Annotated in this window: 19 protein-coding genes and 1 pseudogene; 7 read left to right on the forward strand and 13 right to left on the reverse strand. The window is 70.5% G+C overall.

The features are described 5' to 3' along the window. Positions 1 to 114 precede the first annotated feature (114 nt). Complete coding sequence (locus ACFVYF_RS07735; protein ID WP_389452400.1) at positions 115 to 582, forward strand: MarR family winged helix-turn-helix transcriptional regulator; 468 nt, start codon at positions 115 to 117, stop codon at positions 580 to 582. Between the two features lie 59 nt (positions 583 to 641). Here ACFVYF_RS07735 and ACFVYF_RS07740 read toward each other — a convergent pair whose 3' ends face one another. The 4 genes from ACFVYF_RS07740 to ACFVYF_RS07755 form a co-directional block, all read right to left on the reverse strand. Then, positions 642 to 1,070: a hypothetical protein gene (locus ACFVYF_RS07740; protein WP_389452403.1), complete on the reverse strand. Its 429-nt coding sequence runs from the start codon at positions 1,068 to 1,070 to the stop codon at positions 642 to 644. After that, on the reverse strand, positions 1,070 to 1,192 hold the full coding sequence (locus ACFVYF_RS07745) for a hypothetical protein (protein ID WP_389452406.1): 123 nt from the start codon (positions 1,190 to 1,192) through the stop codon (positions 1,070 to 1,072). The genes ACFVYF_RS07740 and ACFVYF_RS07745 overlap by 1 nt, the downstream gene beginning before the upstream one ends. A gap of 248 nt (positions 1,193 to 1,440) precedes the next feature. Further along, entirely contained in the window at positions 1,441 to 2,418 is a 978-nt protein-coding gene (locus ACFVYF_RS07750) for a DUF3048 domain-containing protein (RefSeq protein WP_389452409.1), read from the reverse strand. 343 nt (positions 2,419 to 2,761) lie between these two features. Then, entirely contained in the window at positions 2,762 to 3,832 is a 1,071-nt protein-coding gene (locus ACFVYF_RS07755; RefSeq protein WP_389452412.1) for an ATP-dependent DNA ligase, read from the reverse strand. A gap of 99 nt (positions 3,833 to 3,931) precedes the next feature. Between ACFVYF_RS07755 and ligD the strand changes: the two genes are divergently transcribed. Beyond that, a complete protein-coding gene (gene ligD, locus ACFVYF_RS07760; RefSeq protein ID WP_389452415.1) occupies positions 3,932 to 4,948 on the forward strand; it encodes a non-homologous end-joining DNA ligase in 1,017 nt (338 codons plus the stop codon). Between the two features lie 74 nt (positions 4,949 to 5,022). Here ligD and ACFVYF_RS07765 read toward each other — a convergent pair whose 3' ends face one another. Next, entirely contained in the window at positions 5,023 to 7,239 is a 2,217-nt protein-coding gene (locus ACFVYF_RS07765) for an OmpL47-type beta-barrel domain-containing protein (protein WP_389452418.1), read from the reverse strand. Next, entirely contained in the window at positions 7,239 to 9,758 is a 2,520-nt protein-coding gene (locus ACFVYF_RS07770) for a ThuA domain-containing protein (RefSeq protein WP_389452420.1), read from the reverse strand. Before ACFVYF_RS07770 ends, ACFVYF_RS07765 begins: the two co-directional genes overlap by 1 nt. A gap of 186 nt (positions 9,759 to 9,944) precedes the next feature. On the opposite strand from ACFVYF_RS07770, the gene ACFVYF_RS07775 reads away from it, so the two are divergent. Both ACFVYF_RS07775 and ACFVYF_RS07780 read left to right on the forward strand, forming a co-directional pair. Next, positions 9,945 to 10,898: a multicopper oxidase domain-containing protein gene (locus ACFVYF_RS07775; RefSeq protein ID WP_389452423.1), complete on the forward strand. Its 954-nt coding sequence runs from the start codon at positions 9,945 to 9,947 to the stop codon at positions 10,896 to 10,898. 209 nt (positions 10,899 to 11,107) lie between these two features. Next, complete coding sequence (locus ACFVYF_RS07780) at positions 11,108 to 12,163, forward strand: LacI family DNA-binding transcriptional regulator (protein ID WP_389452426.1); 1,056 nt, start codon at positions 11,108 to 11,110, stop codon at positions 12,161 to 12,163. 144 nt (positions 12,164 to 12,307) lie between these two features. Here ACFVYF_RS07780 and ACFVYF_RS07785 read toward each other — a convergent pair whose 3' ends face one another. Beyond that, on the reverse strand, positions 12,308 to 13,096 hold the full coding sequence (locus ACFVYF_RS07785; RefSeq protein ID WP_389452429.1) for a VOC family protein: 789 nt from the start codon (positions 13,094 to 13,096) through the stop codon (positions 12,308 to 12,310). A 171-nt stretch (positions 13,097 to 13,267) separates the two neighbouring features. Then, positions 13,268 to 13,510 carry a hypothetical protein gene (locus tag ACFVYF_RS07790; RefSeq protein ID WP_389452432.1) on the reverse strand — a complete coding sequence of 81 codons (243 nt, stop codon included), beginning with the start codon at positions 13,508 to 13,510 and terminating at the stop codon, positions 13,268 to 13,270. On the opposite strand from ACFVYF_RS07790, the gene ACFVYF_RS07795 reads away from it, so the two are divergent. Next, entirely contained in the window at positions 13,505 to 13,750 is a 246-nt protein-coding gene (locus ACFVYF_RS07795; protein ID WP_389452435.1) for a WhiB family transcriptional regulator, read from the forward strand. The two genes, ACFVYF_RS07790 and ACFVYF_RS07795, sit on opposite strands and share 6 nt — an antisense overlap. 157 nt (positions 13,751 to 13,907) lie before the next feature. On the opposite strand, the gene ACFVYF_RS07800 is transcribed toward ACFVYF_RS07795, so the two are convergent. The 4 genes and pseudogenes from ACFVYF_RS07800 to ACFVYF_RS07815 form a co-directional block, all read right to left on the reverse strand. Further along, on the reverse strand, positions 13,908 to 14,885 hold the full coding sequence (locus ACFVYF_RS07800) for an acyl-ACP desaturase (RefSeq protein WP_389452437.1): 978 nt from the start codon (positions 14,883 to 14,885) through the stop codon (positions 13,908 to 13,910). Positions 14,886 to 15,076: 191 nt separating this feature from the next. Then, entirely contained in the window at positions 15,077 to 15,853 is a 777-nt protein-coding gene (ddaH, locus tag ACFVYF_RS07805) for a dimethylargininase (RefSeq protein WP_389452440.1), read from the reverse strand. Positions 15,854 to 15,999: 146 nt separating this feature from the next. Further along, positions 16,000 to 16,443: pseudogene (locus ACFVYF_RS07810) on the reverse strand (excinuclease ABC subunit UvrA); the annotation flags it as partial. Between the two features lie 66 nt (positions 16,444 to 16,509). Beyond that, the gene (locus ACFVYF_RS07815) at positions 16,510 to 18,144 is read right to left on the reverse strand and encodes an ABC-F family ATP-binding cassette domain-containing protein (protein ID WP_389452443.1); all 1,635 of its coding nucleotides are present in this window, start codon (positions 18,142 to 18,144) and stop codon (positions 16,510 to 16,512) included. A gap of 377 nt (positions 18,145 to 18,521) precedes the next feature. Here ACFVYF_RS07815 and ACFVYF_RS07820 point away from each other — a divergent pair, with 377 nt between their 5' ends. Continuing rightward, on the forward strand, positions 18,522 to 19,202 hold the full coding sequence (locus ACFVYF_RS07820; RefSeq protein ID WP_389452446.1) for a GPP34 family phosphoprotein: 681 nt from the start codon (positions 18,522 to 18,524) through the stop codon (positions 19,200 to 19,202). Between the two features lie 151 nt (positions 19,203 to 19,353). Here the strand turns inward: ACFVYF_RS07820 and ACFVYF_RS07825 are convergent, their stop codons facing one another. Next, entirely contained in the window at positions 19,354 to 19,767 is a 414-nt protein-coding gene (locus ACFVYF_RS07825; RefSeq protein WP_389452449.1) for an SsgA family sporulation/cell division regulator, read from the reverse strand. A 262-nt stretch (positions 19,768 to 20,029) separates the two neighbouring features. Between ACFVYF_RS07825 and ACFVYF_RS07830 the strand changes: the two genes are divergently transcribed. Beyond that, positions 20,030 to 21,118 carry a WD40/YVTN/BNR-like repeat-containing protein gene (locus ACFVYF_RS07830; protein ID WP_389452451.1) on the forward strand — a complete coding sequence of 363 codons (1,089 nt, stop codon included), beginning with the start codon at positions 20,030 to 20,032 and terminating at the stop codon, positions 21,116 to 21,118. The last annotated feature ends 105 nt before the right edge of the window (positions 21,119 to 21,223 follow it).

Genomic DNA, 21,223 nt, shown 5'->3' on the forward strand with positions numbered 1-21,223 from the left:
GAGTCTCGTAGGTCCACGGGACAGGCGATGTCGCGTCCGGGTATCGTTCAGTGCACCAACGAATACGACCCGTATGCCGCGTAGCTCGCGCGTACCTGGAGCCGAGGAGCGCACATGGCCGCGGTGGACCTCTCCACGCACCCCGGGCACCTGGCCCGGCGGCTGCAGCAGGCGCACTACCTGCTGTGGAACACGATGGTCTCCGAGGAGATCACCTCGCCGCAGTTCGCGGTCCTGAACGCGCTCGTCGCCGAGCCGGGACTCGACCAGCGCACGGTGGGGGAGCGGGTGGGCCTGGACCGGTCCACGATCGCCGAGGTCATCAGCCGCCTCGGCCGGCGCGGTCTGCTCGACAAGGTGCGCGATCCGCAGGACGGCCGCCGCTTCCTGCTGCGCCTCACCGACGAGGGCACGCGGACGCACCGCAAGCTGACCGTCCGCACGGCCAGGATGAACCAGGTCTTCCTCGCCCCGCTGTCGGCCGAGGAGCGGACCCTGTTCTTCGACCTCATCCAGCGCGTCTCGGACGCGGCGGAGGGGCTCCGCAACCCGGCGGAACCCCTCGTCACGAGCAAGGCGTGAGCAAGCTCTGATCAAGGCCCGCCGTCCGGCGGAGGCAGCAGGCGAGAGCGCGTCACCCGCTACCACGGCGCCGTACGGAGCAGGAAAAGCCCGGAGCAGTCCTGACCTCCGGACGGATCCGACGCGTACAGCCAGTACAGCGTCGCGAGCTGCGCCAGCAACACCAGCGGGGCGAGGCACGCGGCAGCGAGGGCGAGGCGCCCCTGCCAGACCGCCCCTGTACGTGAGCCGCTGCGGAGTGCGCCGCGGCTCAGGGACAGCTGGAGCAACAGGGCGGCCGCGGTGCACAGCACGCCCGCCCATGAGGTGACGTACATGCGTGTGGACGGGCCGAGATAGCGGCAGTTCTGGAAGGTGTCGCCGTCGAAGGCGAGGCGCGCGACCAGGAGTCCGATCGACACGGCGACCAGAGCCGGCACGAGCAGCGCCCTCCGGCGCCAGGCCGGGGGGAGGGTGGCGGACGCGGAAGCGTGGGTGGGAGTCGTCATCAGTACCAGTCGGGACGGGCCCCGGCCGCCCCGTCCAAGGGGGCCAGCTGGTTCACCCGCATGGGCGTCGAGCCCCGAGCAGCCGCCTGCGCCTTGAGCTCTTCCCACTCTTCCCACGCCATGACCTTGTCCCCCCGAATGTTGGTCGTGTACGGACACCTACACGACGGTCACGCTAACAAGACGCAGGTGACGAGGCACGAGCGAGAGCGCATGGATACAGAAAGCGCACAAAAGAGCCCGACCTGTTGCATACGCTCCCCGCACTCGACCGGGCCCGTCCCGCCTCTGCCCTCGGAGCCACGCCGCCGCCCGCCGTGACGCGGTGGGCGGCGATCGGCCGCCCACCGCGCGTGTTCGTACGTACTGGTCAGGCCTTGGCGAACACCACCCACACCTGACCGTTCGCGAAGTTCATCGGCTTGCCGTCCGCCGTCGTGAAGTCCGTGCCGTCCGTCGCCGACGGGCGCGTCCACTCGGCGTCGAAGGCCCGCCCGTCGCGCAGCACTTGGGCCTTTCCGGACCCCACGGTCTCCGTGTACGGCGTGTTGTTGCCCAGCACGTCGTGGAACTTGGAGGTGCGCACCTTCACGTACTGCACGACCACCGTCGCCGGGGCCACCGCCTTGCCGTCCGCCGAGACCGTCTGCGTCCCGTCCATCGACACCAGCCAGCGCTGCCGCTCGGCGGACCAGGTGAAGGTGAACCGGGCGGAGGGGAAGCGGACGGTGCGGGTGTTCTCGGCGGTGCCACCCGCGGGCGCCGCACCGAAGCGGAAGCCCGTCGTCAGCGCGCTCGCGCCCGGTGCGGACCCCATCAGCTTCTGGGGCCGCAGATAGAGATTGTGCGGAGCCGCTCTGTCGCTGCCGCGGTAGTAGGCGTCGGAGTTCTCCTCGGGACGCACCGCGCGCAGTGGCGCCTCGTCGATCAGCGGCAGCAGCTTGTGCTGGGCCCCGGAGAAGGCGAGCGTCGGGTCGTCGAACTGGTGCAGCAGTTCCAGATCCGACTCGCGGGCGCTGCGCACCGGCCCGACGGCCTTCGGCAGCGCGGTCGCGTACACCGCCATCAGCCGGCTCAGGCCGCCCTCGACCTGCTCCGCGTAGATGACGTCGGCTTCGCCCAGACCCGTCTGGGGGCGGGCCGCGCTCACGTTGTCGATCTTCACCGCGAGCACCTGACCGGCGCTCGCCGTCTGGGTCTGCCCCGGCGTCTGCTCCGGGTGCCGGCCGCGCCCGTCGTCGGCCGGGCCCCCGCCGGCGGTGCAGCCCGTCATCAGGGAGCCCGTCACCGCGGCCGCCAGCAGCGCCGCCGTCATCACACCGCGCCGCATCCGAGCCTTCTGTCCCATGCCCACCGTGGCCACCATGTCCTGTGTGTCGATTGTGCGCTTATACGCTCATCGATGCCCATACCCGCTCGCTTCTGATTGCGCGCGTCCACAGAGCTGATTGGCTCAGCGGATCGGGGCCGGCTCTGTGGGCCGGTCGGCTCAGCGGCTCCCGGGGAACGGGCGCGGCGGGGACCCCGCGGCGGTGGGCCGGGCTTGTCGCGAGAGCGTGGAACGGCCCTTGCGGCTGCCGGGCGGCGAGCCGGAGCGGTCCCCGGCGGAATGTCGTCCGGCGAGGCACAGCGGCCCCCGGGCGGATGTCACCCGGTGCGAGGGTGGCGCGCGCCGGGGCCGCGGTCCCCCGTCAGCCCCGGGAACCGAAGATCTCCGCGAGGTCGTAGCGCACCGGCTCCTCCAACTGGCCGTACGTGCAGCTCTCGGGGGTGCGATCCGGGCGCCAGCGGCGGAAGCGGGCCGTGTGCCGGAAACGCGCCCCGTTCTCCATGTGGTCGTACGCCACCTCCACCACCCGCTCGGGCCGCAGCGGCACCCAGGACAGGTCCTTCTTCGACGACCACCGGCTCGGCGCCCCCGGCAGCCGGGCCGACTCGTGCGCCGCCTCATCCGCCCACGCGGCCCACGGGTGCGCCCCGAAGTCCGTCATGCGCAGGGGCTCCAGCTCCGCCACCAGCTCCGCGCGCCGTTTCATGGTGAAGGCGGCGGACACCCCGACATGCTGGAGGGCGCCCTGGTCGTCGTACAGGCCGAGGAGCAGGGAGCCGACGATCGGGCCGCTCTTGTGGAGGCGGTAGCCGGCGACCACGACATCCGCGGTGCGCTCGTGCTTGATCTTGAACATCAGTCGCTCGTCCTGGCGGTAGCGCAAGGTCAGCGGCTTCGCGATCACCCCGTCGAGGCCGGCGCCCTCGTACTGCTCGAACCACTGCCGGGCCACCTCGATGTCCGTCGTCGCGGGCGCGAGATGGACCGGTGCGTCGGCCGCGGACAGGGCTCCGGCCAGCAGGTCGCGCCGGTCCACGAGCGGCACGTCCAGGAGCTTCTCGTCGGCCAGGGCCAGCAGGTCGAAGGCCACGAAGGAGGCGGGTGTCTTCTCGGCGAGCATCCGCACCCGTGAGTCCGCCGGATGGATGCGCTCGGTCAGTGCGTCGAAGTCGAGCCGTCCGTCCCGGGCGATGACGATCTCGCCGTCCATCACACAGCGCTCGGGCAACCGCTCCCGCAGTGCTTCGACCAGCTCGGGAAAGTACCTGGTCAGCGGCTTGCCGGTGCGGCTGCCGAGCTCGATCTCGGCGCCGTCCCGGAACACGATCGCCCGGAAGCCGTCCCACTTCGCCTCGTAGTGCATGTCCGGCGGGATCTTCGCCACGGACTTGGCGAGCATCGGCTTCACGGGAGGCATCACCGGCAGATCCATGCTCTGATTCTGCGGGCATTTCCCGGGATGCGCCCGGTGTGCGTCCTGCGGGATGCCTCCGGTGTGCGGGGGATGCGGGGCAGGCCTACCGTGGCTCGCATGGGCGATGCGGTGGAACTCGAGGCGGCCGGGCGGACGGTGCGCCTGTCCAGCCCGGGCAAGATCTTCTTCCCGGAGCGCGGTTTCACGAAGCTGGACCTGGCCCAGTACTACATCGCCGTCGGCGACGGCATCCTGCGGGCGCTGCGCAACCGCCCCACCACGCTGGAGCGCTACCCCGACGGCGTGACGGGGGAGTCGTTCTTCCAGAAGCGGGCGCCCAAGAACATGCCCGACTGGATCCCGACCGCCCATATCGCCTTCCCCAGCGGCCGCACCGCGGACGAGATGTGCCCGACCGAGGTCGCCGCCGTCGTCTGGGCCGCCCAGTTCGGCACCCTCACCTTCCATCCGTGGCCGGTGCGCGGCGACGACGTCGACCACCCCGACGAACTGCGCATCGACCTCGACCCGCAGCCCGGCACCGACTACGGCGACGCGGTGCGCGCCGCCCACGAGCTGCGCGCCGTCCTCCACGAGTACGGCGATCTGCGCGGCTGGCCCAAGACGTCCGGCGGCCGGGGCCTGCACGTCTTCGTGCCGATCGAGCCGCGCTGGACGTTCACGCAGGTACGCCGGGCCGCCATCGCCGCCGGGCGCGAGCTGGAGCGCCGCATGCCGGAGCAGGTGACCACGGCCTGGTGGAAGGAGGAGCGCGGCGCGAAGATCTTCGTCGACTACAACCAGACCGCCCGCGACCGCACCATCGCCTCCGCCTACTCCGTACGCCCCCGCCCCCACGCGCCCGTCTCCGCGCCCCTGCGCTGGGACGAGGTGGGCGACGCCGTGCCCCAGGACTTCGACCTGGCGACCATGCCCGGGCGCTTCGCCGAACTGGGCGATGTGCACGCGGACATGGACGACCACGCCTTCTCCCTCGAGGCCCTGCTGGAGCTCGCCGCCCGTGACGAACACGACCACGGGCTCGGGGACCTGCCGTATCCGCCCGAATACCCGAAGATGCCGGGCGAGCCGAAACGGGTGCAGCCGAGCCGCGCCAAGCACGAGAACGGCTAGGACCTGGGTGGCGTGCGGCTGCCGCTGGTTCTCGGCATACCGCACGCCACTGACGGCGGTTCAGACGGAGCGGCTCACAGCTCCTTGATCCGGATGTCGCGGTACGAGATCACATCCGTCGTGCTGTGCACCTGAAGGCCGACATAGCCGGAGGCGAACCGCCGCCCGTCCGTGCCCGGGTCGTCCGAGCGCGGCGGGTAGAAGTCCTGGCCGCCGATGTTGTCGAACTCGTTGATGAGCACACCGTTGCGGTACACCGAGTAGTGCTGGTCGACCACGCGGATCTCGTAGTCGTTCCAGGTGCCCTTCTGGGTGATACCCGCACCGGCGAGTCCCACCCGGTCGAAGCCGTACACCGAACCCGTCTTGTACATGTCGCCGTCGGGCCGGTCGAACACCTGCACCTCGTGCCCGTACTCGATGGCGACCCACTCCGGACGCGACTCCTGGGGGTGGTCGTGGACCCACGGGAACCGCACGAACACACCGGAGTTGGCGTTGCCGGTGCCCGGAGCGTCGTCACGCCACTGGAGCTTCAGCGAGAAGTCGCCGTACTTGCGCTGCGGGTACCACAGCATGCCGAGACCGCCCTTGGCGGTGCCCGACGTGATCGACCCGTCGGCGTTCAGTCCGAACGAACCGCCGCCCACCTGCTCCCACTTGGCCAGGGACGCGGCGGAGCCGTCGAAGATCGTGCGGTAGCCGGTGGTCTGGCCCGGCTTGCCGATCCCGGACCGCTGCGCCGCCTCGTTGACCGCGTCGTACTCGCGCTGGTCGACGACCCCTTCCTTGAGGAGCTTGTCGAGGACCGTCGTCACGTGCTTGAGGAACAGCGCCTGCGACGTCCACTCCTTCTCGTCCTCGATCAACTCGTTCACCCGGCACCGGCTGTTGGTGACACGGTTCGGCACACCCGAGTCCACCGTGCCGACGATCACCGTCAACCGCTCGTCGTACTCGGGGCAGTTGGGCGCCGGAACACCGCCGCCGGCCGCGACCGTGAAGCTCACGGTGCGCGACGCGGACGTGTTGCCGGCCTTGTCGCTCGCCCGGTAGGCCACGGTGTGCGCGCCCACGCGGTCGACCACCACCGGTGCCGTGTAGGCCAGATAGGGCCCGGCGTCCAGTGAGTACTCGATCGCGGCGACTCCCGAACCGCCCTCGTCCGTCGCGCTGACGGTCACCTTGGCGCTCTTCACATACGCGCCGTCGGAGTTCTTCGTGCCGTCGACGGTCGCGCCCGTCACCGGGGCTGTCGTGTCGGAGGCGGGCGGCGCGGCCACGGTGAACTCGACGCTCTTCTCGGCCGCCGTGTTCCCCGCCTTGTCGGTCGCGCGGTACTTCACGGTGTGCGCACCGAGCGCGTGCACCATCACCGGTGCGGTGTACGGCTGCCAGGCCCCCGAATCGACCGCGTACTCGATCGTGTTGACACCGGAACCCGTGTCAGAGGCGGAGACGGTGACGGTCGCCATGTCGACGTACGTCCCGTCGGGATTGCGCTCCCCGCTGACCGTCGCCGAGGTCTCCGGCGGTGTCGTGTCGTCCGTCGGCGGCGCCACCACGGTGAACTCGGCTCGTTTCTCGGCCGCCGTGTTGCCCGCCTTGTCGACCGCCCGGTAGCGGACCACGTGGGAGCCGACCTGGTCGACGACGACGGGCGTGGTGTACGGCTGCCAGGCGCCCGTGTCCCCGATCGCGTACTCGACCCGGTCGACGCCGGAACCCGCGTCGCTCGCGGTGACGGCCACGGTCGCCGAACCCACGTACGCGCCCTGGGAGTTCCGCGTCCCGCTCACCGCCGCGGACGTCTCGGGAGCGGTCGTGTCCTGCCCTCCGCCGTCCGTCACCACGAGGATGCCCTGCATCTGCTCATGGCCCGGCATCGTGCAGAAGTAGCGGTAGCGGCCGGGCGTCAGCGTGACCTCGGCCGTGTGCCGGCCGCCCTGGTCGTCGAAGGGATTGGCCAGGATGTTGAGCGGGACGTCGTTGTTGTACTCCGGATCGGAGACGTCGAAGGTCAACGTGTGCGGCATTCCGGTGGTGTTGCCGGTCGCCGCGCTGTTCTCGAAGACGATCGTCGTCGGGCCCGCGACCGCGGTCTGGGGTACGGACGCGTACTTGGTGGTGTTGTCGTTGCCCGTCCAGGTCAGCACCTGGGCGGTGGCCGCGGGGGCGGGTGCGTTGTCCGTTCGCCCGAACGCGGACGTCGACGTCAGTCCGAGCACCATCAGGAGGGACGCCAGCAGGGCCGTCCACAGCTGTACGGCTCTTCGCCTTCGTATGCCCATCACTCCGCCTTCCGGGCCAGCTGATCGGCGGCCGGGGTCGGCCCGCCGCCCGTGTAAGTGACCTTCCACAGCGCCGACTTGGCGTCCGAGGTGAAGAAGCCGCGTCCGTAGTCGAGGACGTACAGCGCGCCGTCCGGACCGAACTTCCAGTCCATGAGGTTCTTGATGCCGTCGTTGCCGATCGGAACGATCTTCTTCAGGGACTCCGAGTGGACCGGGAGTCCGCCGTCACCGGCCGTCCTCGGGTCGGTGAGCACGGCGTTGCGCGGCTGGTCGGAGTCGTAGAAGTCGCCGACGAACCACTTGCCGTCCCAGTAGGCGGGCCACTTCGTCGCACTCGTGACCGACGCGTCGTAGCGGTAGACCGGTCCGTCCATCGCCGCCTGGCCGCCGCCCTTGAGCCACGGCAGCAGATAGGTGGCCTCCTCCTGCTTGTACGAGGGGACCCCGGCCGCGTCGCGGGGGTAGTCCGGGGCACCGCCCTGGGGCGAGTACCAGATGTTGTTCCCGGTGACCGGCGGCAGGTTGACCAGGCCGTCGTTGTTCGGGGACTCGTTCTTGGGGTGGTCGCAGTCGTACCAGCCGAGCGGCTTCGTCGGGTCCGGCAGATTGCGGTCCCGGTAGGGCTGCTTGTTGCCCATGCAGTACGGCCAACCACGGTTGCTCGCCTTGGTGATGACCGCGAACGTGTCGTACTTGGCGGGGCCCCAGGTGGTCGACGGCGCCGGTGCGTCCGGTCCGACCCATCCCGCGTACAGGGTGTCGGTCGCCTTGTCGACGGAGATGCGGGCGGGGTTGCGGACACCCATCACGTAGATCTCGCCGCGGGTCTTGCCACCGCCCTCGGCGGTCTCCTCGCCCGTGAACAGATTGCCTGCCGGCAGGGTGTACGTGCCGTCCGGTTCCGGGTGGATGCGCAGGATCTTGCCGTTGAGGTTGTTGGTGTTGCCCGCGGTGCGGCGTGCGTCGGCGAACGAGACACCCTTGTAGTTGGGCTGCGGATTGTTGCCCGAGTAACCGTCGCTGAACTGGCTGGAGTTGTTGTCGCCGGTCGCGATGTAGAGGTTGCCCTTGGAGTCCCAGGCAAGGCCGCCGCCCGCGTGGCAGCAACTGTGGATCTGCACCGGCCACTTGAGCAGCACCTTCTCGCTGCCCAGGTCGAGCTTGCCGGTCCCCGGATCGAAGGTGAAGCGAGAGACCCGGCGCTGAGCCATCCGCGTGTCGCGGTTGATCTCGGAGTGCGGGGTGTAGTGCAGATACACCCAGCCGTTCCGCTCGAACTGCGGATCCAGCTCGATGCCGAGCAGTCCCTCCTCGACCTTGGTCAGCTCGTCGCCGCCGCCCTTGTTGCCGAACACGGTGAGCGCGCCCGCCAGGGTGACCTTCTTGGTCTTCGGGTCGTAGACGTGGATCTCGCCCCGGCCCTTGCCGATGTCGGGGTTGTTCCAGTCGGTGATCACGGGTTGGCTCGAGTCGGCGCCACCGCGGCCGATGTAGAACACCCTTCCGTCGGGCGCGGTCACCAGGCCGTGCGGCTCACCGATCTGGTCGTTCTGGCCCGGCTGGTTGGCCTGCGTCAGGCGCTCCGCCTTGTAGTTGCCGTTGATGGTGGCCTTGCAGTCGGCCTGCGCGAGCCGGGTGGTCCAGAGCAGGGCGCCGCGCAGATGGCTCCGGAAGTCGGTCTCGTCGTACGAGGAGACGGTGCCGCCCATGCCGGTGTAGAAGGAGCGGCCGCCGTCGTAGTCGCGGCACCAGCTCACCGGGTGGTCCCAGCCGTTCTTGCCCGCGCCCGGCTGATACGTCGACTCGCGCACCCGGGCCACGGTGTGCACGTCGCCGGACGGGTTCTTCACCCAGTTGAACCACTGGTCGGAGCGCTTCCACTGGACGGGGAGGTCCTTGGTCGCGGGATGCCGGCGGTCGCCGACCTCAACGGTCGCCCGCTGCACGCCGGTTGGGCCGCCGCTCGCCGGGCGGGCGCCGATGAGGCCGGTGAACCAGTCCGAGTACGGTTCGGCGCGGGCCGCGTCATGGACGCCGACGAAACCGCCGCCCGCCTCCATGTACGCCTCCAGCCCGGCCTCCTGCTCCGGGTCGAGGACGTCGCCGCCACCCGTCAGGAAGACCACGGCGTTGTACCGGCTCAGCTCGGCCTCCCGGGTGAACACCGAGGCGTCGCCGGTCGCCTCGACAGCGAACCGCTCCGCCGCCGGCCCCGACAGGCCGATCTTCTCGATCGCCTCGATCCCGGCGTTGACAACGGGCGATTCGTCGCCGGCCGCCGCCGAACCGTAGAAGACCAGCACCCGTACGTCGGCGCCGCCCGGCGGCGAGGTGATGGACATCGTTGTCAGCGCCGGATCCGGAGCCGGGCGGGCGCTCGCGGCGGGTCCGGAGAGCACCCCGGCGGTGACGGCTCCGGCGGCCAGGACGGCCGCCCAGGCGCGGTGCTGCCTTCGGCGTCTCCTCGCGCTCAAACCTCTTGAGACTGACGGCTCTTGGTGCGATGTGAACCGCATGTGGTCATCCACCCCTCGTCGGTCACAGCTACAGCGCCAAGGAAGCTAGACCTCTTTTCGCGGCGCGCCAATAGGTATCACCGGAATGGAACGAACTTTGTCCTGAGTGTGGATAAACGGAGAGAGGGCCGCTACCGTCTCACAGGTTCATCTCCGTAAATTCCGTACCAGGGTGGGGAGTTCGGCATGGACCGACGCGGCTTCAATCGGCGGATGCTGCTGGGTGGGGCGGCGGTCGCGGCGGGTGCGACATCGTTGTCGTCGGCGCAGCAGGCGGTGAGCGCCGGCGGACCGGTGCGGACGGCCCCGGCCGGCGGCGAGGTACGCCACATCAAGCTGTACGCCGAGAAGCTCGCCGACGGACAGCTGGGGTACGGCCTGGAGAAGGGCAAGGCGTCGATCCCGGGGCCGCTGATCGAACTCAACGAGGGCGACACGCTGCACATCGAGTTCGAGAACACGCTGGACGTGGCCGCCAGCCTGCACGTCCACGGCCTGGACTACGAGATCTCCAGCGACGGAACAAAGTTGAACCGGAGCGACGTCGAGCCCGGCGGCACCCGCACGTACACCTGGCGCACCCATGCGCCCGGCCGGCGCGCGGACGGTACCTGGCGCGCGGGCAGCGCGGGCTACTGGCACTACCACGACCACGTCGTCGGCACCGAGCACGGCACGGGCGGCATCCGGAAGGGCCTCTACGGTCCCGTGATCGTCCGCCGCAAGGGCGACATCCTGCCGGACAGGACCCACACGATCGTCTTCAACGACATGACGATCAACAACAAACCCGCCCACTCGGGGCCCGACTTCGAGGCCACGGTGGGCGACCGGGTCGAGATCGTGATGATCACCCACGGCGAGTACTACCACACGTTCCATCTGCACGGGCATCGCTGGGCCGACAACCGCACGGGCCTGCTGACCGGCCCCGACGACCCCAGCCAGGTCATCGACAACAAGATCGTGGGCCCCGCGGACTCCTTCGGCTTCCAGGTCATCGCCGGGGAGGGTGTGGGGGCCGGGGCATGGATGTACCACTGCCATGTGCAGAGCCATTCCGACATGGGGATGGTCGGCCTGTTCCTGGTGAAGAAGACGGACGGGACGATCCCGGGGTACGAGCCGCACGAGCACTAGGCGTGCCAGGCCTCGCGGGGCAGACGGGACTTTGCGGACGCATCCTGGGGGTGGTCCGGCGGATCAGGTCGGCTCCGAGGGGCAGGCCCCCGCGGCCACGGCGGAATCAGCCGGACAGGATCGCGGGGTGACGGGGCCGGGGGAGCGCTCTCACGGCGTGCGGGCGGCGCGGCTATCCTGATCGGCAACCGCCGAGGAGGAGCCCTGAGGTGACCGAGCCGACGACAGAGTCGCGCCCCACGCTGGAGGCAGTGGCCGCCCGGGCCGGAGTGTCCCGGGCCACCGCGTCACGCGTCGTCAACGGCGGGGACGGCGTACGAGAACCCCTCGTCGAGCGGGTCAGACGAGCCGTCGAGGAGCTCGGGTACGTCCCCAACCAGGCCGCGCGCAGCCTGGTCACCCGACGTCATGACGCGGTCGCGGTCGTGATCGCGGAACCGGAGACCCGGGTCTTCGCCGACCCCTTCTTCGCCCTGCAACTCCGGGGAATCAGCAAGGAGTTGACGCTGCACGACACCCAGCTCGTGCTGTTGCTGACCGAGGGGCGCGACGACCACGCCCGCGTCGGGCGCTATCTCGCCGGCGGTCACGTCGACGGCGCGCTCGTCTTCTCGCTGCACCTCGACGACCCGCTGCCCGAGCTGATCCACGGCGCGGGCGTGCCCACCGTGTTCGGCGGGCGGCCCGGCTGGGGGGACGGGTCGCGCGGCGCCGGATCCCCGGTCTACGTGGACGTGGACAACCGGGGCGGGGCGCGCGAGGCCGTACGTCATCTGGTGGAGCTCGGGCGGACGCGGATCGCGCACATCGCCGGCGCCCTCGACCAGACCTCGGCGGTGGACCGGCTCGACGGCTTCCGGGACGTCATGGTCGACGCCGACCCACGCCTGATCGTGGAGAGCGACTTCACGCCCGGTGGCGGTGAGCGCGCGATGCGCGAACTCCTGGACCGCTGCCCGGACGTGGACGCGGTGTTCGCAGCCAACGACCTGACGGCCGCGGGCGCCCTGCGGGTCCTGCGCGAGCGGGGGCGGCGGGTACCGGAGGACGTCGCCGTGATCGGCTTCGACGACATGCTGCCGGTCGCCGAGCAGACCGACCCACCGCTCACCACGGTGCGCCAGGACATAGAGGAGATAGGCCGGTTGATGGCCCGGCTGCTGATCCAGGGTCTCGACCGGCGCAACGGCAAGGGAGGCGGCCTGGGCGGCGCCCCGTCGAGCGTGGTCCTGCCGACGACGCTGGTGCGGCGGGCTTCGGCGTAGCAGCGACGCGGTGCCGGCGGGAGGGGGCCCTCGGACCGAGGCGGCGAAGCCGCGGAAGCCACGAGGCTGGATCCGTTGCGGCGAGGCGGGCCCGCTCGCCTTCGACGCGAGGCTGCTGCGAAGGGCCGGCCCTGCCGCGGCGCGTCAGCCGTGCGGCGCGCTCTTGATCACCGCGAACCGCGCCCCGTACGGGTCGGCGAGCTTGGCCACGCGGCCGACGCCCTCCGCGTCCGTGGCGGGCATCCGCACCGTGCCGCCCAGTTCCTGGGCCCTGCTGAGGACGGCGTCCGTGTCGCCGACCTCGAAGTACGGCAGCCAGTACGCCCCGGACTCGGACTCCGTCGGGTCGTCGGCCAGCGGGACCAGGCCGCCGAACATGCCCTCGTCGCCCGCGTCGGCCGGGTTGATGCAGGTGTAGGTGCCGCCCGGGAACGCCACGCCCGAGGTGTCCCAGCCGAACACGGAGTGGTAGAACGCGGCGGCCGCGGCGATGTCCGGGGTGTAGAGCTCCGTCCAGCAGAGCGAGCCGGGGTCACCGGCGACGTCCAGGCCCTTCAGCCGGGCCGGCTGCCAGACGCCGAACGGCACTCCCGCCTTGTCGGCGAGGATCGCCATGTGGCCCTCGCCCATCACGTCCATGGGCTGCATCAGGACCGTGCCCCCGGCGTGCTCGACGGCCTTGGCCGTGGCCTCCGCGTCCGGGCTCTGGAAGTACACCGTCCAGGAGGGCGGACCCTGCTCCGGAGTCGTCTGCATGCCGCCGGCCGCGGTCTTCCCGTCCAGCTGGAAGAATCCGTAGCCGCCCGAGTCCGGGCCCGCCGACTGGAACTGCCAGCCGAAGAGTGCGCCGTAGAAGGACGTGGCGCCGTCGATGTCGGGTGTGCCGACGTCGATCCAGTTCGGGGCGCCGGTGACAAAACGGGTGGTGAGCATGATGTGCTCCTTCGAGGGGTCCCGTTGCCTTGCCTGCACTGCCGAGTCTTGCACCGCTCACCGACAATGGCTCCCGACGCGCTACCGCACACCGGCACAACGCCCCGGATACGTGCAGTGACCCTTCAGGGAGGCGCGCGAGCCGTCGGCGCAATCCGCAGGCGCGCCCCTTCACGACACACGGATCACCTCGCACGGGATCACCTCGCACGGGATCCCGTCATACGGCGTCATACGGATCACGTCATACGGAACCGCACCACCCGCGCAACCGCCCGCCGGTTCAGCGCGCCGCCGTGCATAGGGAGTCTGCCCGGAACCATCATCAAGGGCCCGCCGGAGGCCCGTGAACGGCCGCGTTGATCCGGCATTGATCGAACGTTTTTCGCTGCCCGGCACGATCTCGCCATGCACATCAACACGATCATCGAGGCCGACATCGCCTGGCAGGAGCAGGCGCTGTGCGCGCAGACCGGTGCCGAGTTCTTCTTTCCCGAGCCGGGCAGCTCGGTGCGCGAGGCGAAGCGCATCTGCGGGATGTGCGAGATGCGCCCCGCCTGCCTCGAGTACGCGCTGAACAACGATGAGCGCTTCGGGGTCTGGGGCGGCCTCTCCGAGAAGGAGCGGCTCAGCCTCCGGCGCCTCCAGGAATGAGCGACCCGCGTCTCCAGGCGTGAGCGTCCCCGCGCGTGCGGGAGCGGACCGGAGAGCACTGCGCCGCCACCCGGTGGCCGACGTACGGGACGTGGCACTCGACCGGGAGACGGCGCATGAGTGAGGCAGGGAGGCCCGGTGCCGGGCCCGGGGAAGGTCAGCCGGCCGCGCGGGCGGCCATCCGGGCCTTGCGGGCCGCGAGCTTCTCGTCGAACTTCGAGGCCTCCGAGTTCAGGCCGCCCATGTAGAGGCCGAGCTCCTCCTGGGCCTTGAGACCCTCGGGGCCCAGGCCGTCGATCTCCAGGACCTTGAGGTGGCGCAGCACCGGCTGCAGCACGTCGTCGTGGTGGATCCGCATGTTGTAGACCTCGCCGATGGCCATCTGCGCGGCGGCCCGCTCGAAGCCGGGCATGCCGTGACCGGGCATCCGGAAGTTGACGACGACGTCGCGGACGGACTGCATCGTCAGGTCGGGGGCCAGCTCGAACGCGGCCTTCAGCAGGTTGCGGTAGAAGACCATGTGCAGGTTCTCGTCGGTCGCGATGCGCGCCAGCATGCGGTCGCAGACCGGGTCGCCCGACTGGTGGCCCGTGTTGCGGTGCGAGACGCGGGTGGCCAGCTCCTGGAAGGCGACGTACGCGACGGAGTGCAGCATCGAGTGCCGGTTGTCCGACTCGAAGCCCTCGCTCATGTGCTGCATGCGGAAGGCTTCCAGCTTGTCCGGGTCCACGGCGCGCGAGGCGAGCAGATAGTCGCGCATCACGATGCCGTGCCGGCCCTCCTCGGCGGTCCAGCGGTGCACCCAGGTGCCCCAGGCGCCGTCGCGGCCGAAGAGTGAGGCGATCTCGTGGTGGTAGCTGGGGAGGTTGTCCTCGGTGAGGAGGTTGACGACCAGGGCGATCCGGCCGAGTTCGGTAACCTTGGACTGCTCCTTGTCCCAGGCCTCGCCGTCCTCGAAGAGGCCGGGGAAGTTCCGGGCGTCCGACCACGGCACGTACTCGTGCGGCATCCAGTCCTTCGCCACCTTCAGGTGGCGGTTGAGTTCGGTCTCGACCACTTCTTCCAGCGCATACAGCAGTCGAGCGTCGGTCCAGACAGTGGACGGGCTGCCGAGATGGGGAGAAGTGATGGTCACGGGGGCTCCAGGGGGACGTGCGAGCGGAGAGCGGGGGTGAACCTACGGCATCGTAGGCTACGTATCCGTAGGTTACGAGACCGTAGGTTAAGGGGGCCGTAAAGGCCGCTGATCTGCGGGGTTCCCCTGAAGCGGCCGTCCACACCAGGACGCGCAGGTCCAACGGCCGGACGGGCGCCCCCGCGGCCTGTTCAGACGTGCAGCTCCCGCAGCCGTACCGAGAGGCATGTCACACAGCCCTCCAGTTTCTCGAACTCGCTGATGTCGACGAGCACGGGCTCATGGCCGAGGTCGGAGAGCAGCTCGGCCGTCTTCGGCGCGCTCGCGGCCATCAGCAGCTTTTCGCCGCCGAGGAGCACCACGTGCGCGCCCGACTCCTCCGGTACGGGCAGGAAGCGCGGAAACAGCGACGGGGTGTCCACCTGGGGGATGTGACCGAGGACCGTGCCGTCGGGCAGCGCGGTGACCGCGGACTTCAGGTGCAGCACCTTGCTCACGGGGACGGGGACGACCCGGGCGCCGAGCGGCTCGAAGGCCGCCCGCAGCTGCTGGACGCCGGCGGCGTTGGTCCGGCCGCCGCGTCCGACGTAGATCGTGTCGCCGATCTTGAGGATGTCACCGCCGTCGAGGGTGCCGGGCTCCCAGACCCAGTTCACGGAGCAGCCGAGGCGGGCCACGGCCTCCTCCACGCCTGCGGTCTCGGCGCGCCGGGCCTCGGCTCCCGGGCGCGCGATCAACGCGACGTTGCGGAAGACGACCACCGCGTCCTCGACGAACACCGAGTCCGGGCAGTCGTCGGCCGGGTCCACCTCGATGGTCTCCCAGCCGTGCGTGCGCAGGGCCTCCCCGTACGCCTCCCACTGCTCCACCGCCCGGCCGGCGTCGACCTCCGTGCGCTCGATGTGCGTCACCAGCCCCTCCGCGAGGCGCGGGCTGGGGCGGCGGACGAGGGCCTTCTTGCTGGGCACGTGCGGGTCTCCGAATCGGCAGGGTGTCTCGGCGCACATCATGCAGGCAGACCCGCGCGGACAAAAGACCCCCCGAGGTTCCGGGCCTCCGCCCGCAGGGGCCGCGGCAGGGCCCTCGCGGTGCCGGGGCCGGGCTCCGGTGGAGGTCAGGCCAGGGCCCGGCGCAGATGCTCCGCCGTATACGAGTCGCGTACCGCGAGCAGCTCCGCCGGCGGCCCTTCGAAGATCACCCGGCCGCCGTCCCTGCCTGCTTCGGGCCCCAGGTCGATGATCCAGTCCGGGTGCGCGACGACGGCCGCGTTGTGCTCGACGACCACCACCGTGTTGCCGGCGTCCACCAGCCGGTCCGGCAGCGCGAGCAGTCCGTCGACGTCGGACATGTGCAGTCCGGTGGTCGGCTCGTCGAGCACGTACACCGCGCCCGTGCGGTGCGGCCGCGTCGCGAGCTTGATGCGTCGGCGCTCTCCGCCGGAGAGCGCCGACAGGGGCTGACCGAGCTTCAGATACGTGAGCCCCACGTCCCGCAGGGCGCGCAGCCGCCGTCGTACGCCGTCATCCGTGAAGAAGCCCAGCGCCTGATCGGCCGTCATCTGACGTCCTTGAGGTTGTTCTCCCGGGCTCCGTCAAGGGTGATGAACGAGTGCATACCGTCGAAGCTAATCGGGGTACCCGACAGCTTCTGTCGTGATTTCCTTCAGTTCTCCTCCCTCCATCAGCAGCCCGCGCGTGATGCCGATCGACTCCAGGAACGGCATGTCGTGGCTGGCCACGATCAGTGCGCCCTCGTACGACTCCAGGGCCGAGGTGAGCTGCCGGACGCTCGCCATGTCGAGGTTGTTCGTGGGCTCGTCCAGCATCAGGAGTTGCGGTGCGGGCTCCGCCAGCATCAGCGCCGCGAGCGCGGCCCGGAAGCGTTCGCCGCCGGAGAGCGTGGCCGCGAGCTGGTCGGCCCGGGCGCCCTTGAACAGGAAGCGGGCCAGCCGCGCCCGGATCCGGTTGTTGGTGGCCGCGGGCGCGAAGCGGGCCACGTTCTCGACGACGGTCAGCCCGTCGTCGAGGACGTCGAGCCGTTGCGGCAGGAAGCGCAGCGGCACCTGGGCCCGTGCCTCGCCCGACACGGGCTCCAGCTCGGCGGCGATCGTCCGCAGCAGCGTGGTCTTGCCCGCGCCGTTGCGCCCGATCAGCGCGACCCGCTCGGGCCCGCGCAGCTCGAACGACCCCTTCACGCGCGCGCCGTACCTCAACTCCAGCTCCTCCAGGGCGAGTACGGTGCGGCCCGGCGGTACGGCCGTGTGCGGCAGGTCGACCCGGATCTCGTCCTCGTCCCGTACGGCGAGGGCCGCCTCGTCGAGACGCTCCTTCGCCCCGGCGAGCCGCTCCTCGTGCAGGATGCGGTGCTTGCCCGCGGACTCCTGCGCCGCGCGCTTGCGTGCCCCCATGACGATCTTCGGTTCCCGCTTCTGGTCCCACATCTTCTGGCCGTACCTCTTGCGGCGGGCCAACTTGACCTGCGCGTCGACCAGTTCGCGTTTCTGTTTCTTCAGGTCGGCCTCGGCGACGCGCATCATCCGCTCCGCCGCCTCCTGTTCGCCGGCCAGCGCCTCCTCGTACGCCGAGAAGTTGCCGCCGTACCAGGTGACCTCTCCGGAGCGCAGATCGGCGATCTGGTCGACCAGATCGAGGAGTTCACGGTCGTGGCTGACCACGACCATCACTCCCGACCAGGCCTCCACGGCCGCGTACAGCCGCTGACGGGCGTACAGGTCGAGATTGTTGGTGGGCTCGTCCAGGAGGAGTACGTCGGGCCGGCGCAGCAGCAGTGCGGCCAGCCGCAGCAGCACCGACTCGCCTCCCGAGACCTCGCCGATGGTGCGGTCGAGGCCGATGTGGCCGAGTCCGAGTTCGCCGAGCATCGCCTCGGCGCGTTCCTCCACGTCCCAGTCGTCGCCGACGGCCGTGAAGTGCTCCTCGGAGACGTCGCCCGCCTCGATGGCGTGCAGCGCGGCCCGGGTGGCGGCGATGCCGAGTGCCTCGTCGACCCGCAGAGCGGTGTCGAGCGTGACGTTCTGCGGCAGATGACCGACCTCGCCCGCGACCCGGACGGTGCCGTCGGACGGGGTGAGCCGGCCGGCGATCAGCTTCAACAGGGTTGACTTTCCTGAGCCGTTGACGCCCACCAGACCGGTCCTGCCGGGGCCGAAGGCGGCCTGGAGGCCGTCGAAGACGGTGGTGCCGTCGGGCCAGGCGAAGGACAGGGACGTACAGGTGATGGAAGTGGGAGAAGTAGACATGAGACCTCGCAGTTGCCGGAGCGGTCGGGGGGAACGCGTGGAGAACACCGCGAGGTGACGACGGTCCGGAAGCGGGGTACAAGAAATGCCCCGCGCCGGGAGGACGGCTCGTATGCCGAGGTCGCACGCTGCGCACACGGAGGCCAGGCAAAGCCGGCTGCGTGTGACGCGGTGTCTCAAGACCTCAGACGAGCAACGTCCTTCTCCAATCGACGACAACAGGACCGCTGTACACCGTAGGAAGGGGCGCCGGGGCTGTCAACGGAATTGATGCGGGACGCGGACCGGAACAACGCGGGCACGGACGCCCGGGACGACGCGGGAAGTGCCCCGACCGCCTACGGTGGGCTGCGCCCCCGACACGTGAAGGAGACCCCTTGCCCGACGGCTCGCTCTCGCTGCCCGCCCGCCTCTATCTGCTGGCGTGGGACACCACGAAACTCAAGCTCACCGGCGGTACCCACGTGCACCATCTGGTCCGCGCCGGCGCGCTCACGGAACTGGCTCAGCGGGGCCTGCTCAAGGACGTGGACGGCATCACCACACCGGCCGATGCCGACGGCGCCACCGGCGACCTCGTCCTGGACGGGCTGCTGGAACTCGTCGCGGAATCCCGGCCGCGCAAGTGGAAGACATGGGTGACGCTGCGGGCCCGGGTCACCCTCGACGCCGTCCGCGCGCAACTGGCGGCCGACGGATATCTGCGCGCCGAGAAGAAGCGGGTGTTCGGGGTCTTCCCGTCCGTGGACTACGTCCTGGCGCGGGTGCCGGTGGTGGAGGCGCTGCGCGAGGAGGCACGGCAGGTGCTTGAGGGACCGCTGCCCGTCTCCGCGGTCGGCGACCGTGACGCGGCGCTGGTCGCGCTGGCCGCCGCGGCCGAGCTGCGCACCTTCGTGTCGGGCAAGGAGCGCAAGCAGTACAAGGACCGCATCGAGGAGCTGACGGAGCGCAGTGGTGCGGCGGCTCCGGCGCTGAAGAAGGTCATCCAGGAGGTCCGGACGGCGATGATCGTCGCGGTCACGGCGGCGTCGTCCGCGGGGGCGTCCTCGGGCGGTTGAGGCTCCTGCCGCGCGGGCACGGGTGCCGGACAGGCGCGCGCGGGCACGGGTGCCGGACAGGCGGGCGCCGTTATCCGCCGCGCGGCGCGGGAGCTGCTGCGCGCGGGGACCTGCGATGCGTCGGCCGAGGGGATCGACTGCGCCGGACTGATCAGGCTTCCCGCATCAGCTCCGCGAGGTCGTGGTCCAGGTCGAGCTGGAGATGTTCGAGACCGAGGGGCACCAGCTCCGTCGTACGCTCCAGGAAGGCGCGCAGCTCGCCCGACCGGATGTGCACCACGGCGGTGCCCTCGGGGGCGTGGAACTCCAGCACGGTGCGGTCGTAGCCGTACGGGCGCACGCGTACGTCGCCGTGGCCCTCCTCCTGGTCCATACCCGTCACGAGGAGCTCGCGCGCGAAGGTCCAGCAGACCTCCACGCCCTCGAGCGTCGACGGGGCGGGGAAAGTCATGCGCACGGCGAACGGATCGCTCCGGTCGTAATGGAGCTTGGCGGGAATGCTCGGCATCCGCGGCGCGGCGGCGACGAGGCGGGCCTCTACGGGCTGCTCGATGACGATGGACAACGCCTTGCTCCCTTGTGACGACTTGACTGTGACGACTGGACGGACTCCGGGTGGATGAGACCTGGCACTTGAAGAGACGATGGAATGAGTCAATCCGTGCACATGAGGTTCTAGTGACCTCTGTCACCGAGTTCATACGGTGAGGTGATCCATTTCTCATCGCGTCGTCTCCGGACACCCGGAAGGACACTTGTCGTGGCCCAGGGGTTCCCGCCGAACGCCATCTGGACGGGACCGGGGGAGTGGGCTAGCTTCGCCCGCCATGAAGGGCTTGGGGAAGTCGAGACGTACGAGTCGGATGGTCACCGTGGGACTGTGCGTGGCGGCGCTGGCCGCCGCGGCGAGCGCACCCGCGGCGGCGGACCGCGCGGAGCGGCCCCGGCCGCACTGGCAGCTCAAGGACAGCGGCACGGACATCCGCTTCCGCGGACTGTCGGCGGTCGGCCGGGACACGGCCTGGGTGGCCGGATCCAAGGGCACCGTCCTGCGCACCACCGACGGGGGTGCGCGCTGGCGAAACGTCTCGCCGCCGGACGCGGCCGACCTGGAGTTCCGCGACATCGAGGCGTTCGACGCACGCCGTGCCGTGGTCCTGGCCATCGGAGAGGGCGAGACGTCCCGGGTCTTTCGCACCGAGGACGGCGGAGCGATCTGGACCGAGTCCTTCCGCAACACCGACCCGAAGGCCTTCTACGACTGCCTCACCTTCTTCGACCCGCGCCACGGCCTGGCGATGAGCGACCCGGTCGACGGCAAGTTCCGCATCCTGTCGACCAGTGACGGCGGCCGTTCCTGGAAGGAGCTGCCGAACGAGGGCATGCCGGCGGCGCAGGAGGGCGAGGCGGGCTTCGCCGCCAGTGGGCAGTGCCTGGTGGCCTCGGGGTCGCACGACGTGTGGCTGGCGACCGGCGGGGGTGCACGCGCGCGTGTGCTGCACTCCGGCGACCGCGGGCTGACCTGGCAGGCCGCCGAGTCGCCGATCCCGGCCGGTGATCCGGCGCGCGGCGTGTTCGCCGTCGCCTTCCGGGACCGCACCCACGGCCTCGCGGTCGGCGGCGACTACCGGGCCGACCAGGCGTCGCCCCGGGCCGCGGCGGTCACCCGCGACGGCGGCCGCACCTGGACCCCGTCCGCCGAGCCTCCGCCCGCCTACCGCTCCGGTGTGACCTGGCTCCCGCACAGCCGCTCCACCGCCCTCGCGGTCGGCCCCACCGGCACCGACCTGACCACCGACGGCGGCCGCACCTGGCGCACCGTCGACACCGGCTCGTACGACACCGTGGACTGCGCGGCCGACTTCGGCTGCTGGGCCGCCGGCGAAAAGGGCCGGGTGGCCCGCCTGGAGCGCTGACCCGTCGCTCGCCGTGCGGCAGGTCGGTGGTCGTGTTTGCGTGGGCACGGGGTACCCGCCCGGATGACGAGGGCGGTACCCGTCCCACGTGACGAAAGGAAGTGA

It is taken from the genome of Streptomyces sp. NPDC058274, assembly GCF_042881375.1.
Taxonomy (GTDB): Bacteria; Actinomycetota; Actinomycetes; order Streptomycetales; family Streptomycetaceae; genus Streptomyces.

Coding starts and splice junctions, on each gene's coding strand:
- ACFVYF_RS07735 (WP_389452400.1), top strand. CDS start 115: ATGGCCGCGGTGGACCTCTCCACGCACCCCGGGCACCTGGCCCGGCGG.
- ACFVYF_RS07740 (WP_389452403.1), bottom strand. CDS start 1,070: ATGACGACTCCCACCCACGCTTCCGCGTCCGCCACCCTCCCCCCGGCC.
- ACFVYF_RS07745 (WP_389452406.1), bottom strand. CDS start 1,192: ATGGCGTGGGAAGAGTGGGAAGAGCTCAAGGCGCAGGCGGCTGCTCGG.
- ACFVYF_RS07750 (WP_389452409.1), bottom strand. CDS start 2,418: ATGGGACAGAAGGCTCGGATGCGGCGCGGTGTGATGACGGCGGCGCTG.
- ACFVYF_RS07755 (WP_389452412.1), bottom strand. CDS start 3,832: ATGGATCTGCCGGTGATGCCTCCCGTGAAGCCGATGCTCGCCAAGTCC.
- ligD (WP_389452415.1), top strand. CDS start 3,932: ATGGGCGATGCGGTGGAACTCGAGGCGGCCGGGCGGACGGTGCGCCTG.
- ACFVYF_RS07765 (WP_389452418.1), bottom strand. CDS start 7,239: ATGGGCATACGAAGGCGAAGAGCCGTACAGCTGTGGACGGCCCTGCTG.
- ACFVYF_RS07770 (WP_389452420.1), bottom strand. CDS start 9,758: ATGCGGTTCACATCGCACCAAGAGCCGTCAGTCTCAAGAGGTTTGAGC.
- ACFVYF_RS07775 (WP_389452423.1), top strand. CDS start 9,945: ATGGACCGACGCGGCTTCAATCGGCGGATGCTGCTGGGTGGGGCGGCG.
- ACFVYF_RS07785 (WP_389452429.1), bottom strand. CDS start 13,096: ATGCTCACCACCCGTTTTGTCACCGGCGCCCCGAACTGGATCGACGTC.
- ACFVYF_RS07795 (WP_389452435.1), top strand. CDS start 13,505: ATGCACATCAACACGATCATCGAGGCCGACATCGCCTGGCAGGAGCAG.
- ACFVYF_RS07815 (WP_389452443.1), bottom strand. CDS start 18,144: ATGTCTACTTCTCCCACTTCCATCACCTGTACGTCCCTGTCCTTCGCC.
- ACFVYF_RS07830 (WP_389452451.1), top strand. CDS start 20,030: ATGAAGGGCTTGGGGAAGTCGAGACGTACGAGTCGGATGGTCACCGTG.